General features: G+C 63.8%; 16 protein-coding genes. 14 read left to right on the top strand and 2 right to left on the bottom strand.

The features are described from left to right. Positions 1–16: 16 nt before the first annotated feature. A complete protein-coding gene (locus ABH939_RS12640) occupies positions 17–1,357 on the bottom strand; it encodes an SLC13 family permease (protein ID WP_311094327.1) in 1,341 nt (446 codons plus the stop codon). 99 nt (positions 1,358–1,456) lie between these two features. Here ABH939_RS12640 and ABH939_RS12635 point away from each other — a divergent pair, with 99 nt between their 5' ends. The 14 genes from ABH939_RS12635 to ABH939_RS12570 all read left to right on the top strand — a co-directional run bounded on the left by ABH939_RS12635 (position 1,457) and on the right by ABH939_RS12570 (position 13,490). Beyond that, positions 1,457–2,104 carry a FadR/GntR family transcriptional regulator gene (locus ABH939_RS12635; protein WP_070161950.1) on the top strand — a complete coding sequence of 216 codons (648 nt, stop codon included), beginning with the start codon at positions 1,457–1,459 and terminating at the stop codon, positions 2,102–2,104. Between the two features lie 267 nt (positions 2,105–2,371). Continuing rightward, positions 2,372–4,936 (top strand): ATP-dependent zinc metalloprotease FtsH, encoded by a 2,565-nt coding sequence (gene ftsH, locus ABH939_RS12630; protein ID WP_050656734.1) that lies wholly within the window; start codon positions 2,372–2,374, stop codon positions 4,934–4,936. A 59-nt stretch (positions 4,937–4,995) separates the two neighbouring features. After that, positions 4,996–5,613 carry a GTP cyclohydrolase I FolE gene (folE, locus tag ABH939_RS12625; protein WP_019746783.1) on the top strand — a complete coding sequence of 206 codons (618 nt, stop codon included), beginning with the start codon at positions 4,996–4,998 and terminating at the stop codon, positions 5,611–5,613. Between the two features lie 5 nt (positions 5,614–5,618). Continuing rightward, positions 5,619–6,479 (top strand): dihydropteroate synthase, encoded by an 861-nt coding sequence (gene folP / locus ABH939_RS12620; RefSeq protein ID WP_020968349.1) that lies wholly within the window; start codon positions 5,619–5,621, stop codon positions 6,477–6,479. A 1-nt stretch (position 6,480) separates the two neighbouring features. Further along, complete coding sequence (gene folB, locus ABH939_RS12615) at positions 6,481–6,846, top strand: dihydroneopterin aldolase (protein ID WP_003945780.1); 366 nt, start codon at positions 6,481–6,483, stop codon at positions 6,844–6,846. Continuing rightward, positions 6,843–7,346, top strand: coding sequence for a 2-amino-4-hydroxy-6-hydroxymethyldihydropteridine diphosphokinase (folK, locus tag ABH939_RS12610; RefSeq protein ID WP_404649672.1), 504 nt, complete (start codon positions 6,843–6,845; stop codon positions 7,344–7,346). The genes folB and folK overlap by 4 nt, the downstream gene beginning before the upstream one ends. Before the next feature lie 17 nt (positions 7,347–7,363). After that, on the top strand, positions 7,364–7,831 hold the full coding sequence (locus ABH939_RS12605) for a DUF3180 domain-containing protein (RefSeq protein WP_153213529.1): 468 nt from the start codon (positions 7,364–7,366) through the stop codon (positions 7,829–7,831). A 68-nt stretch (positions 7,832–7,899) separates the two neighbouring features. Then, positions 7,900–9,021: a DUF6779 domain-containing protein gene (locus ABH939_RS12600; RefSeq protein WP_215515638.1), complete on the top strand. Its 1,122-nt coding sequence runs from the start codon at positions 7,900–7,902 to the stop codon at positions 9,019–9,021. A 110-nt stretch (positions 9,022–9,131) separates the two neighbouring features. After that, entirely contained in the window at positions 9,132–10,073 is a 942-nt protein-coding gene (locus ABH939_RS12595; protein WP_003945822.1) for a Rossmann-like and DUF2520 domain-containing protein, read from the top strand. After that, on the top strand, positions 10,066–10,998 hold the full coding sequence (panC, locus tag ABH939_RS12590; RefSeq protein WP_404649671.1) for a pantoate--beta-alanine ligase: 933 nt from the start codon (positions 10,066–10,068) through the stop codon (positions 10,996–10,998). The genes ABH939_RS12595 and panC overlap by 8 nt, the downstream gene beginning before the upstream one ends. Positions 10,999–11,025: 27 nt before the next feature. After that, complete coding sequence (panD, locus tag ABH939_RS12585) at positions 11,026–11,472, top strand: aspartate 1-decarboxylase (RefSeq protein ID WP_003945761.1); 447 nt, start codon at positions 11,026–11,028, stop codon at positions 11,470–11,472. Between the two features lie 3 nt (positions 11,473–11,475). After that, positions 11,476–12,291 carry a type III pantothenate kinase gene (locus tag ABH939_RS12580; protein ID WP_007726991.1) on the top strand — a complete coding sequence of 272 codons (816 nt, stop codon included), beginning with the start codon at positions 11,476–11,478 and terminating at the stop codon, positions 12,289–12,291. 261 nt (positions 12,292–12,552) lie between these two features. Next, positions 12,553–13,071 (top strand): cysteine dioxygenase family protein, encoded by a 519-nt coding sequence (locus ABH939_RS12575; RefSeq protein ID WP_007726989.1) that lies wholly within the window; start codon positions 12,553–12,555, stop codon positions 13,069–13,071. Further along, positions 13,068–13,490, top strand: a complete 423-nt coding sequence (locus ABH939_RS12570; RefSeq protein ID WP_003945445.1) for a rhodanese-like domain-containing protein — start codon at positions 13,068–13,070, stop codon at positions 13,488–13,490. Before ABH939_RS12575 ends, ABH939_RS12570 begins: the two co-directional genes overlap by 4 nt. 21 nt (positions 13,491–13,511) lie before the next feature. Here the strand turns inward: ABH939_RS12570 and ABH939_RS12565 are convergent, their stop codons facing one another. Next, entirely contained in the window at positions 13,512–14,471 is a 960-nt protein-coding gene (locus tag ABH939_RS12565; RefSeq protein WP_404649670.1) for an AraC family transcriptional regulator, read from the bottom strand. Between the last annotated feature and the right edge of the window lie 30 nt (positions 14,472–14,501).

Below are 14,501 nucleotides of genomic sequence, written 5' to 3'. Positions count from 1 at the left end.
TTCTTTGAGCGAAGATTCAGACGGACCATGGAACAACGAACAGCAGCCAGGCGAGAATCGGCGTCACCACCATGATGGTCATGCCCCACCGCATCGTCAGCCCGAACACCACGTCGCGTTCTTCCGGAGCGGCGTTCGCGACCACCAGCGCGCCGTTGGTCGAGAACGGACTGCAATCGACCAGAGACGAGGAGATTGCCAGCGCGATGACCAGACCGGTTGCATTGACCTGACCGGTCATGAGGAATGGAATTGCCAAAGGGATGAGTGCGCCGAGGATTCCCGTGGTGGATGCAAACGCCGACACGATCGCGCCGATCAGACAGATCAAGAACGCCGCGAGAAGTGGAATCCCCACGTGTGCAACAGAATCCCCGAGCCACTGGACGGTGTTCTGGTTCTGCAGAAGAGCGACGTACGTGACGATTCCGCCGATGAGGAGCACGGTGCCCCAGCTGATCTTGTCGACGGCGCCGCGGGCGGAGGCCGGGAAGATCAGGGTGAGAAGTACCGCGACGGTCAGTGCGGTGAATCCGACGTCGAGGTCGAACACCAAGGCGCCGAGTGCAAGCGACGCCAGTCCGAGCAGGGTGAGTCGCCGCTCGAGATTGAGCGCTACCTCGTGCGGAGCGGCCCCACCCGAGGACTTGCCGCCACCCTTCGAGCTGTCGCCGGAACCCGAACCGGTGATGGTGTCGCCACCGCCAGACGCATTGCCGGCTGCGTTGACGAGCACGCGTTCGGAGGCGCCGCGCGCAATCAACGCGCGTCCGCCGAACGAGACGTACGCGATGGCAGCAACAACGGCCGCGGCCGCGAAGGTCGAGACGAACAGCAAGGCCGGGCTCGACGGGAGGCCGTTCTGACGCATGACGTCGTTGGTGATCACACCGAAGATTCCGATAGGGGAGAAGCTGCCCGCCGTTGCGCCCTGGACGACCATGAAGCCCATCAGCATGGGGTGGATCCGGTAGCGGGTGGCGAAGCCCATTGCCACGGGCGCGATGATGGCGACGGCAGCGGGACTGACCGCGCCCATGGCGGTCACGGCTGCGCACACCGCGAACATCGCCCACGGCACGAGGGCCACTCGTCCTCTGACCGCGCGGACTGCCGCGTGAATGATCCAGTCGACCGTGCCGTTGTTTCTGGCCAGCGCGAACAGGTAGGTGACGCCGACCAGGATGACGAAGAGGCTGGCCGGGAAGCCGTCGAGGATCTCGCTGGTATCGACGGTGAAGACCAGTGTTCCGACGACGAAGGCAGCCACCAGGGCGAGCGCACCCATGTTCACCGACCTCACGGTGGATATGACGAACACCAGGACAAGTACTGACAGGGCTATGACATTTGCCATCGAACTCTCAATCCGTTCGCGACCAGCTTGTGGTCTGCATCACTTGGAATTGGCCTAGCCTCTCTGCCACTGCTCCATTTGTCAAGTACACTCCGAGGCATGAATTCGACGTCATCGCCCGGCTCGCGCTCGGGCCTGCCCGGACGATTGAAGCGTCCGCGCCTGTACGAGCAGTTGGCCGAGCACATTTCGAATTTCATCGAGGCTCAAGGCCTTTCGCCCGGCGATCGGCTTCCTCCCGAACGCAGCCTGGCTGCCGAACTCGGCGTGAGTCGCGCGTCGCTGGCTCAAGCGCTCGTGGCCCTCGAGATTCGGGGCAGAGTCGAAATTCAGCACGGTAACGGTGCAGTGATTCGTGAAGCTCCGACGCCCGACGCGGGCCGCTCTGCGGACTCGGGAGTGCGGCTACAGGACCGAACCGTCGACGAACTGACTGCCGCCAGGGAGGCGATCATGGCCGGCCTGGCTCGGGCGGCGGCGTCGAATCCCAACGCTGCGCTTCGGGTCGCGATGTTGACCGACGACGGGACCGCGAGAAACTTCGCCGAGACATGGCGCTGCGTCAGGCACCTGGCCGGAGGTGGCTTACTGGCTGACCTCGACGAGACCATCGCCCAGCAGGCGGACGTGCCCGAATCCTCGGCTCGACTGTCTGCGCGACTCGATCATCTCGCTCACCGCATCATCGACGGTGACCAATCGGGCGCCGCTGACGCTGTTGCGGGAATCCTCTCCGACACGGCCTGACGAATAACGACGGACAAGCGTCGGAAAAACGCACGATAACCACTATGAGCATGTTCGCTCACAGGAAACTGTGCTGCGACGTAGCCCGGGAACCTGATCGGCAATGCGCACGTTGAACACAGTGACGACCGTTCCAACCAAGCGGCACGGCCGCTGGCGGGCATCGATGGGGCCGATCGCGGTAACCTGCAGGTGTCCGGTTGGCAGCCGGAAGGCGACCTGGCAGACCCGCACTCTCGAAAGGACCGGCCACATCGGCCGACCTGTATGAACCGTAAGACTGTGTTCCGTAACGTGCTACTCGTAGCCGTCGTGCTGTTGGTGATCTATGCCTTCAGCTACTTCAGCAACGACACCCGCGACTTCAAGACCGTCGACACCTCGGTCGCGATCTCCCAACTCGACGCCAAGAACGTTGAGTCGGCGCAGATCGACGACCGTGAGCAGCAGGTTCGTCTGTGGCTCAAGAACGGCAACGACGCCACCGACGGTAAGACGCAGATCCTGGCGAAGTACCCCGCGAGTGCGTCGGAGCAGATCTTCGACAAGGTCGAAGGCGCCGGTGCGGACAAGTTCAACACGACGGTCACTCAGGAGAGCTGGCTGACGTCGATCCTTCTGTTCGTGCTGCCGATGATCATTCTGTTCGGCATCTTCTTCTTCGTCATGAACCGGATGCAGGGCGGCGGTGGTCGCGGCGGAGTCATGGGATTCGGTAAGTCGAAGGCCAAGCAGCTCACCAAGGACATGCCGAAAACCACGTTCGCCGACGTCGCCGGTGCGGACGAGGCTGTCGAAGAGCTGTACGAGATCAAGGACTTCCTGCAGAACCCGGCTCGCTACCAGGCGCTCGGCGCCAAGATTCCGCGCGGTGTGCTGCTGTACGGCCCTCCCGGAACCGGTAAGACGCTGCTCGCTCGCGCTGTCGCAGGCGAAGCCGGCGTCCCGTTCTTCACCATCTCCGGCTCGGACTTCGTCGAGATGTTCGTCGGTGTCGGTGCTTCGCGTGTTCGCGACATGTTCGAGCAGGCCAAGCAGAACAGCCCCTGCATCATCTTTGTCGACGAGATCGACGCCGTCGGTCGTCAGCGCGGCGCAGGATTGGGCGGCGGACACGACGAGCGCGAGCAGACACTCAACCAGTTGCTCGTCGAGATGGACGGCTTCGGTGATCGCACCGGCATCATCTTGATCGCCGCAACCAACCGCCCCGACATCCTCGACCCCGCACTGCTGCGTCCGGGACGCTTCGATCGCCAGATTCCGGTCGGCGCCCCCGACCTCGCCGGTCGCCGCGCGATCCTGCGCGTGCACTCGCAGGGCAAGCCGATCGATCCCAACGCCGACCTCGAAGGTCTCGCCAAGCGGACCGTCGGAATGTCGGGTGCTGATCTCGCCAACGTCATCAACGAGGCTGCACTGCTCACCGCACGCGAAAACGGGACCGTCATCACCGAAGCCTCGCTCGAGGAATCGGTGGACCGTGTTGTCGGTGGACCGCGGCGTAAGAGTCGCATCATCAGCGAGCACGAGAAGAAGATCACGGCGTACCACGAGGGCGGTCACACGCTGGCTGCTTGGGCAATGCCTGACATCGAGCCGGTCTACAAGGTCACGATCCTCGCTCGCGGACGCACCGGCGGCCACGCGATGACCGTGCCCGAGGACGACAAGGGTTTGATGACGCGTTCGGAGATGATCGCTCGTCTCGTCATGGCAATGGGTGGACGCGCCGCCGAGGAGTTGGTGTTCCACGAGCCCACCACCGGAGCGTCGTCCGATATCGACATGGCGACCAAGATCGCCCGCGCGATGGTCACCGAATACGGCATGAGTGCCAAGCTCGGCGCGGTTCGCTACGGACAGGAGGGCGGGGATCCGTTCCTCGGCCGTTCGATGGGCGTTCAGTCCGACTACTCACACGAGATCGCCCGTGAAATCGACGAAGAGGTGCGCAACCTCATCGAGGCAGCGCACACCGAAGCGTGGGCAATCCTCAACGAGTACCGCGATGCGCTCGACCTCATCGCTACCGAACTGCTCGAGCGTGAGACGTTGACTCGCAAGGACCTCGAGAAGATCCTTGCCGGCGTCGAAAAGCGTCCGCGCATCACGGCTTTCAACGATTTCGGTGGGCGTACGCCTTCGGATCGTCCGCCGGTGAAGACTCCTCGCGAACTCGCGATCGAGCGCGGCGAAACCTGGCCGGAGCCAGCTGCCGCACCTGTTCTCGTCAAGGCAGGTGCACCCAACAGCGGTGCCCCCAACGGTGGTCTCCCCAACAACGGTGGTCTCCCCAACAACGGCAACCAGGGACCCTCGAACGGCTACGCACAGCCTTCGTACCCGCAGCCGAGTGCTCCGCAGCAGACTCCGCAACCGGGAACACCCGACTACGGAGCGCCCGCCGGATGGTCGGCACCGGGTTGGCCTCCGCGTGAGAACCCGTCGCCGACGTACCCCGGACAGCAGTCGGGTGGGTACACCGGTGGACAGAATCCGACCCCGCCGAACCAGTCGCAGGGCCAGTACGGTCAGCCCCAACACGGTCAGCCCCAGCCCGATCAGGGGCAGTACGGCCAGCCGCACCCGGGGCAGCAGGCGTACCCGGAGCAGCCGCATCCCGGCCGCCGTTACCCCGCGCAGCCCGATTACCCGGTGCAGTACCCGGACAGTGGACCCTTCGCCGATCCGAACCGGGGAAACCCGTCGGGTGAAAACCAGTGGCAGAGCCCCGCACCGGAACAGCCGCAAACTCCTCCGCCGCATCATTCGGCTGAGGACGAGGGACCGAGCACCGTTCGCTGGGACGGACCGGACGGATCTCGCTGACCTTGCGCCACTAGGCTCTGCGGCGGGGGACCTGTGAACAATTCTCGAGGAGAGTTCGGTTGTCGGTGAATGATGTGGCCAGTGAACTGGTGTCGCTCGGAACGGGCCGCCCGTTCGATCAGGCGCGGGCAGAGGCTGCCGTACGGGAATTGTTGATCGCGGTCGGTGAAGATCCGGAGCGCCCAGGCCTGCTCGATACGCCGGCCCGGGTGGCGCGCTCGTACAAGGAGATCTTCGCGGGCCTGTACTCCGAGCCCGACGACGCGTTGAACACGACTTTCGACGAGGGTCACCAGGAATTGGTGCTCGTGCGAGACATTCCGATGTTCTCGACGTGCGAGCACCACCTGGTGTCCTTCCACGGTGTTGCTCACGTTGGCTACATCCCGGGAAAGTCGGGCAAGGTCACCGGTTTGTCGAAGCTCGCGCGCGTCGTCGACCTGTACGCCAAGCGTCCGCAGGTGCAAGAACGCCTGACCAGTCAGATCGCGGATGCTTTGATGCGCAAGCTCGACCCGCGTGGAGCCATCGTCGTCATCGAAGCCGAGCATCTGTGCATGGCGATGCGCGGTATCCGCAAGCCCGGAGCCAGCACGACCACGTCTGCGGTTCGTGGGCTCCTGCAATCCAGCGCGGCCTCGCGGTCCGAAGCGCTGGACCTCATCCTGCGTAAGTGAGCAAGATGTCCGCGGCTCCCGTTGCAGGCAGCGATCCGGCCCGGATGGTCGTGATGGGGATTCTGAACGTCACCGCCGATTCGTTTTCCGACGGTGGTCAATTTCTCGATCGTGACGCGGCGATCGCTCGCGGACTCGAACTGCAACGCATCGGCGTCGACATCGTCGACGTCGGCGGCGAGTCGACGCGTCCCGGAGCCACCCGCGTCGATCCGAAACTCGAGGCGGACCGAATTGCCCCGGTGATCGAAGAACTCGTGGCAGCCGGAATTCGCGTCAGCGTCGACACGATGCGTGCTTCCGTCGCCGCCGCCGCGATCGAAGCGGGCGCAGGCATCGTCAACGACGTATCGGGCGGTCGCGCAGACCCCGACATGGCCTCCGTTGTGGCCGACGCCGGAGTGCCCTGGATCCTCATGCATTGGCGCTCGGCCGGTGACTACGTCCATCGTGGCAGCGCCGATCACTACGACGACGTGGTCCGCGACGTCCGTGACGAACTGCTGTCGCAGGTCGATCTGGCGTTGAAAGCAGGGGTCGATTCGTCGTCGATCATCCTCGACCCCGGCCTCGGGTTCGCGAAGAACGCCGACCACAACTGGGCCCTGTTGCGAGCACTACCCGAGTTCAACGCGACCGGATTCCCGGTACTGGTCGGCGCTTCCCGCAAGCGGTTCCTGGGGTCTCTGCTCAGCGATCCCGACGGCAATCCGCGTCCACCTGGTGGCCGCGAGACTGCGACGGCCGTGGTCTCCGCCCTTGCAGCGCGCGAAGGCGCCTGGGGAGTTCGGGTGCACGACGCACAAGCTTCGCTCGACGCCATTGCCGTGGTCGACGCCTGGAACCGTGGACGAGAAAGGGCCTGACATGGGGGACCGAATCGAATTGCGCGGACTGAAGGTTCGCGGCAATCACGGAGTGTTCGACCACGAGAAGCGTGACGGTCAGGACTTCTTCATCGACATCACCGTGTGGATGGACTTGGCTCCCGCCGCGGCGTCGGACGACCTGACGCAGACCCTGCACTACGGCGAGTTGGCGGAAGCCGCCGCAGCGATAGTCGCCGGCCCGTCGCGCGATCTCATCGAGACCGTCGCCGCGGAGATCGCCGACGACGTCATGAAAGATTCGCGAGTCGAGAGCGTCGAGGTTGTTGTCCACAAACCGTCGGCACCGATTCCGCTGGTTTTTGCGGACGTCGCCGTCGTCGCACATCGGACCCGATCGGCATGACGCGCGCTGTTCTGTCGATCGGTTCCAACATCGGCGACAGCGTGGCTCACCTGCAGTCCGTTGTCGACGGGTTGGGCAGCGCCGTCGTTGCTGTCTCACCGGTCTATTCGACCGCGCCGTGGGGTGGCGTCGAGCAGCAGGATTTCTACAACGCGGTGGTGGTGGTCGACGATCCCGAAGCCGATTCCGCTGAATGGCTTCGCCGCTCGCAAGCTCTCGAGGAAGCCGCAGACCGGGTGCGCGAACAGCGGTGGGGGCCACGGAGCCTGGACGTGGACGTAGTCGACTGCGAAGGCGTCGTCAGTTCCGATCCCGTGCTCACACTTCCGCATCCGCGCGCGCATCTTCGGGCATTCGTTCTCGTTCCCTGGCTGGACGTCGAGCCTGACGCGACGCTGATCGTCGACGGCCAGGAGTTGCCGGTGGCACAAATTCTCGACGGCCTCGATCGCACTGAGCGCGAAGGTGTCCGCACTACCGATGTGGTGCTTGCGCGGTGACCGAAAACGACAAGGGTTTGAAGCCGACCCGGATCAGTGAACTCGCGGTACTCGCCGCAGTGGCGGCCGTGGCCACCTGGATTCTGATTCGCGTGTTCTACGGTTCGATGCCGCCCATCCCTGTTTATGCGGGAGCGTCGCTGTACTTCGTGGCCGTTGCCGAGGCCGTCTTCGCTTTTGTCATTCGTTCACGCGTCAAAAACCGGCAGGTCGGCGACGGGCTCAGACAGCTTCATCCGATCACCGCCGCCCGAGCGCTGGCATTGGCCAAAGCATCCGCTTTGGTCGGTTCAGCTACCGTCGGTGTCTGGGTCGGAGTGCTGGTGTATCTCATCCCACAGCGCTCGGTTCTGCAGGCTGCAGCCTCCGACACGCCGGGCGCGTGGGTGGGGTTGGGCGCCGCAATTGCGCTGGTAGCGGCAGCTCTGTGGCTCGAACATTGTTGCAAGACGCCGGAAGATACACCTGACGAGCCTGCGCACTGACAGCCTGGTCGGCAAATCACCCACCGAGGTACGTGGCGACCCCGGTCTCGGCAAGTACCCTGGCAACCATGACAAATTCTGGTCGATCGAAGTCTGCGCGCCGAAGCAAGCGCAGCGCGAGCCAGATGATCATTGCTGCTCTTCTGGCACTTGCTGTCATTGCTTCGCTGTTTCTGATTTTCAGTAACAGCGTTCAGCTTCTTCGGGTGGGTCTGGTCGTCGCTCTGTGGGCAGCCACCCTCGGCGCTATCGCCATGACCAAGTATCGGCGTGAGTCGGCACTGGACAAAGCCAAGGTTGCCGATCTGCAGACCGTGTACGAACTGCAGCTCGAACGTGAAATTTCTGCTCGACGCGAGTACGAACTGAGCGTCGAAGGTCGCGTGCGACGTGAGGTGACCGCGGACGCGGAGGAGCTGGCCGGGTTGCGCGCCGAATTGGTGGCGCTGCGCCGAAACCTCGAAGCACTGTTCGAAGGTGGGCTGCTGCCCGAACAGACCGCGCTCAAGACCGATTCGACGCGAGTACCGGAACTTGGCGGTAGTTCGTACGGCGCGTACCAGCCGGCACCGTCGGGGTTGTACGTCCCCGGCGCCGGCCAGAGCGGACCCAGCCAACCGGCACCGAACGTCGGCGGCTTGGCTTCGCCCAACGACGATCCGGTGACTGCTGAGACAACCGTCGTGTTCGCGGAGACGTCGTGGCGTGACAGCAGCTTCGTGGCGCCGCGCGTCATCCCGACCCAGAAGTCTCGAGAGACGCAGAAGCCACAAGAGACACAGAAGCCCCAGAGCGGGAACCAAGCACCGAGTTCTCCGGTGAGTTCCTCGCCGACACGAACGGTGAAAGACGTTCCGGTGAAGAAGGATTCGGAGCCGGTCGCGCCGGTCGAGCCTGAAGTCAAGGCTCCCGCCCAGGCCCCGAACATCGAAGATGCCGTCATCGAAGACGCTGTCGTCGAAGAGGTGCCCGAGGTTGTTCCCGCGGTTGTTCCCGAAGCTGTCGCGGAAGCTGAACCCGAATCCGCTGCGGAGCCTGACGCGGAGCCGCGACGTCGTCGCCGTGCTGCCCCGGAAGATGCCGCCAGCGGTGCTCATTCCAACGGATTGACCGTCGCCGAAATCATGGCAAACCTGAGTTCGAACAACCCGTCCGAAGGCTCCGGTCGACGCCGTCGCCGAGAGGACTGAGTCGCAGATCACTCGCCCGGCCATGGCATGACGGTTCGGGCGAAGGATATCCTCGGACGCAGAACGTCTGGTACCCGCCGAGCGGGACTGGAACGAACGAGAGGAATCCGGTGACTTCCTTCGGGATCACTAATGGACCTGCACCTGCGCGATTGACGGTAGGAATTGTCTCCGCAGGCCGGGTCGGAACAGCTGTCGGTGCCGCATTGGAGCGAGCCGGTCATGTTGTCAGCGCTTGCTCCGCCGTCTCCAGCGCCTCGGTTGCCCGCGCTGTGAAGCGGCTTCCCGATACCGAAATTCTTCCGGCTGCCGACGTCGCAGCTCGTTCCGAGTTGCTGATTCTCGCCGTTCCTGACGATCAGCTTGCGGATCTTGTTCGAGGTCTGGCGGCCACCCATGCCGTCAAGCCGGGCACGCTCGTCGCCCATACGTCCGGTGCCAACGGGATCGCGATCCTGACTCCACTCACCGAACTGGGCGCACTACCCCTGGCTATCCATCCGGCGATGACGTTCACCGGTCACGACGAGGACACCGCACGGCTGTCGTCGGCATGCTTCGGAATCACCGCTGCCGACGACATCGGTTACGCGATCGCGCAGTCACTGGTCCTCGAGATCGGCGGCGAGCCCGTCCGAGTGCGCGAGGAGAACCGCGCGCTCTACCACGCCGCACTGGCTCACGGCAGTAATCACCTGGTCACGCTCGTGGTCGACGCCGTCGAGGCCCTGCGAGCGTCGTTGCAAGGTGACGAGCTGCTCGGTCAGCAGTTGGTCGACGGCGATCCGGGTGGAGTGGCCGAGCGAGTCCTGCAGCCGCTGCTGTCGGCGGCCTTGGACAACGCGCTACGACGCGGTCCCTCGGCGTTGACCGGCCCGGTGGCACGCGGCGACGCTGCTGCTGTCGACACACATTTGCGCGTACTGACAGACCTGGATCCGGAGCTCGCTGCCGGCTATCGGGCGATGTCCTTGCGATCGGCCCAGCGGGTGGGCGCCCCCACCGAATTGTTCGACATCTTGACTGAAACGGGAGGTGACCGTCGTGAGTGATCTGCAGGGCGGATACAAGCGCGGCGAACTGACGGTGCACCACGATCCGGACAAGCTTCGGCGCGTCTCGCGGGCACTGCGAGGTGTCGGGCGTCAGGTGGCGCTCGTTCCGACGATGGGTGCGCTGCATGCCGGCCACATCGAACTGGTTCGTCAGGCCAAGGTCACCGGCGCCGTCGTGATCGTTTCCATCTTCGTGAACCCGCTCCAGTTCGGTGCCGGTGAAGACCTGGACGCGTACCCGCGCACTCTCGATGCGGATCTCGACCTGTTGCGCGCCGAGGGCGTCGAATTGGTGTTCGCGCCGAGCGCCAAGACGATGTACCCGCGTGGTCAGCGCACCACCATCGTGCCGGGCCCGTTGGGTAGCGAACTCGAAGGCGGAGCGCGCCCCACTCACTTCGCGGGAATGCTGACGGTAGTGGCGAAGCTGCTGCAGATCGCGGCACCCAATCACGCGTACTTCGGTGAGAAGGACTACCAGCAGCTGACGCTCATCCGTCAGATGGTGTGGGATCTCAACTTCGATGTACAGATCATCGGAGTTCCGACGGTTCGCGAGTTCGACGGCCTCGCGTTGTCCTCTCGCAATCGCTACCTCGACGAGAACCAGCGCGCGGCAGCGGTCGCGCTGTCCGCCGCTCTGATCGCCGGTGCACACGCGGCGGCTGGGGGAGCGGAAGCAATCCTGGAAACCGCACGCGCTGTTCTGGCAGCTGTTCCGGAAATCGAGGTCGACTACCTCGAGGTTCGGGGCGTCGATCTGGGCCCCGCGCCCGAGCGAGGTGACGGTCGACTGTTGGTGGCCGCCAAGCTCGGAACCACCCGTTTGATCGACAACGTCGGTGTCGCGGTGGGAACCGGCTTCCTCGAGCGTGACAACGACCCATCCGCCGACGCCATCGACGACCTGCTGTCTCACTGAGCACTTTTCACGAGTAAGGACCTGGATATGTTTCGCACGATGATGAAGTCGAAGATCCACCGCGCCACCGTGACTCACGCCGACCTGCATTACGTCGGCTCCGTCACCGTCGACCAGGATCTGATGGACGCCGCAGACCTCCTCGAAGGCGAACAGGTGTGCATCGTCGACATCGACAACGGTGCGCGTCTCGAGACGTACGTCATTGCCGGCGAGCGTGGAACCGGTGTCATCGGAATCAATGGTGCGGCAGCGCATCTGGTCAAGCCAGGCGACCTGGTCATCCTCATCGCCTACGGCGTGATGAACGAGCAGGAAGTCAAGGAGTACTCCCCGCGCGTAGTCTTCGTCGATGCCGACAACAAGCAGATCGAACTCGGTTCCGACCCGGCTCACGCGCCGGAGGGTTCGGGTCTGATCACCCCACGCATGCTGTCGACGCTCGAGGCCTCGCGCGAATCCAGCCTGGTGTAATCCATGCTGCTCACGGTCGACGTCCGGAACACCAACATCGTTCTCGGTCTGTTCTCCGGGACTGGTGAGTATTCGAAGCTGTTGCAGGACTGGCGAATGCGAACCGATCCTCGGATGACTGCCGACGAGTTGGCGTTGACCTTCCGTGGGCTGTTGGGTTCTCATGTCGATCAGATCACCGGCGTTGCGGCGCTGTCGACAGTGCCGTCCGTCTTGCGTGAAATCCGTGTGATGCTCGAGCGGTACTGGGGTCACGTTCCCCATGTGGTGGTCGAACCGGGTATTCGCACCGGTGTGCCACTGCTGGTGGACAACCCCAAAGAGGTGGGAGCCGACCGGATCGTCAACAGCCTTGCCGCTCACCATCTTTACGAGGGGCCATGCATTGTCGTGGACTTCGGTACGTCGACCTGTGTCGACGTCGTTTCCGCCAAGGGTGAGTTTCTGGGCGGCTGCATCGCGCCCGGACTCGAGATCTCGACCGATGCCTTGGCGTCGCAGTCCGCTGCGCTGCGCAAGGTCGAATTGGTGCGCCCGCGTTCGGTGGTCGGCAAGAATACCGTCGAATGCATGCAGTCCGGTGCGGTATTCGGCTTTGCGGGCCTCGTCGACGGATTGGTCAACCGCGTCCGCGACGAACTACCGGAGTTCGGTGGTGACGACGTCTCCGTGATCGCGACCGGGGACAGCGCACCGCTGATCATTCCCGAGTCCGACACCATCGATCACCTCGAACGGGACCTCACCCTCGAGGGGCTGAGGTTGGTCTTCGAGCGCAATCAGGCGCGTCGTGGATCCGGTCGACGACCCGTCGCCTGATCGATGGTTTCGTTCCAGCGGTTTCGCGATTGCAAAAGTTATGCCACAATGGTGCTCGTGAATCGCTGCATGGGTGCTCAGGAGTGTTGTCGAGGCTGACCGCTGCCTTGACCAATTCACATTCCTTGGAGCTAGCTCGTGCTATCCACATATTCTGCAGATCTCTCTGTTTTGGCCCCGACTCTTACTGCTGACCGTGCTGTTTCCGCAGGTCGTAGCGCTAACCGTGGGGCGTCCGGACGTCGCCCGAGTGGTGCGTCGTTGCCTACCCGCCTTCGCCCGGCCGATCTGCTGCGTCTGACCGACGAGGGAGCAAACGGCGTGCTCGACGGCCGTTTCGATCACCTCATCCCCGACACCTTCCCGACGCTCGACCGTTGGTCCACCCGCTTGCACGCGGACGACGACGTCGATGTGTGGCTCATCAGTTGGGTGCCCGAACGCAACACCGAATTGCACGACCACGCAGGCTCGTTCGGTGCCTTGACCGTCCTCAGTGGTTCGCTCACCGAATTCCGTTGGGCCGGTGACGCCCTGGTGGAACGCCAGCTCGACGCCGGCGATCAGGCTTCGTTCCCGCTCGGATGGGTTCACGACGTCGTGCGATCGACGGATGCTCCCGGTGCTCCGATCGAAATCAGCTCTGATGCACCGACTCTGAGTGTTCACGCCTACTCGCCGCCGCTGACGGCAATGTCCTTCTACGAAGTGACGGATCACCGGACACTTCGCCGCACCCGTACCGAGCTGACCGACCTGCCCGAGGGGGGCACCAAATGACCATCGACCAAATGCTCGACGACGCTCGCGCACAGATCGATCGTATGTACGTCTTCCAGCTCACCGAAGCCTTCCACCGCGGCGCGATCTTCGTCGACATTCGCCCGCAGGCGCAGCGCGCCATCGAGGGAACTCTTCCCGGTGCACTCGCGATCGAGCGGAACGTGCTCGAATGGCGCCTCGACCCCACCAGCAGCGCACACCTCGCGTTGGCCACTGACCACGACGTCGAGTGGGTGATCGTCTGCTCCGAGGGCTACACCTCGAGCCTGGCCGCAGCGTCGTTGCAGCAGTTGGGTCTGCACAAGGCCACCGATCTCGTGGGCGGGTACCAGGCGATCAAGGCCGCCGGCCTGCTCGGTGCGCTGAGCGGAGTTCGTCATTGCTCCCGCGAGCTGGCGGCGGTTTCGGCTCATTGAGGTATTTGCTGTGCGCCTTTATTAACCGCGGGCGGTTAATAAAGGCGCACAGCGGGTCTGGCGGTACATCTTCGGGCTCATTCCGTGATGACGGGTGAACGCGGTTGTGAGGGCAAAGGGGCTCGAGTAGCCCACTTCTCGCGCGATCGACGACACCGTTCGTGCCGGGTCTGCGAGTAGATCCGCCGCCACGGACAGTCGCCAGTCGGTCAGATAGCCGACAGGTCCGAGCCCCATGAGGCTGGTGAACCGGCGCGCGAAGGCCGCTCGCGAGCTGCCGGACTCCTGGGCCAGGCTCGCGACCGTCCAGGGGTGTTCCGGCCGATTGTGTATGAGCCGCAAGGCATGCCCGATGACGGGATCCTCATAGGCCTTGATCCATCGCGGTGATCGATTCTGGTTCTCGGCGAACCACGTACGGACCGCCGAGATCAGGACCAGGTCCAGGAGCCTGTCCAACAACACTTCTTGTCCTGGTCCGTTGGCGGCGATCTGTTGTTCCAGAAGCGTCGTCATCGGCGCGGTTTCGATGCTGCGTCGCACTACCGCGACGGGTGTCAGGCTGTCGAGGATCTGACGGCTGACATAGGAGTCCAAACGGTATGTGCCCGTGAGCATGACGGTCTGGCCACTGGTCGAGTTGCCCCAGGTGCGAACGCCGAGAACCGACATGTCCGCGAGTGGCGATCCGTCGACTGCGGCGCAGTTTTGTGCCTCGTCGATGAGTACGTGGACCGGGGTGTCCGGGTGATCGGCGACCGTATAGGGATCGGGGCCGCGCAGGAGTGCAACGTCGCCGGTCTCGAGATCTTCTGTCTGTCCGGTGTCGGAGACGACGACTGCGCTTCCGCGAACCAGAACCAGCACGGTGATCGGTGCGTGGTCCTCGATACGTAATGACCACGGTGGATCGAGCAGCGAGCGCAGCAGAAAAGCGCCCTCCGCCCGCGATCCGGCCAGCATCATCGACAATGCATCCATGCTTCGACGGTAGACGCTGACGTATGTTTT

This window comes from Rhodococcus sp. 27YEA6 (assembly GCF_044908235.1).
GTDB classification, from domain to species: Bacteria; Actinomycetota; Actinomycetes; order Mycobacteriales; family Mycobacteriaceae; genus Rhodococcus_F; species Rhodococcus_F qingshengii.
The sequence above is the reverse complement of the archived record's forward strand: the minus strand, read 5'-3'. Positions and strand labels throughout refer to the sequence as shown.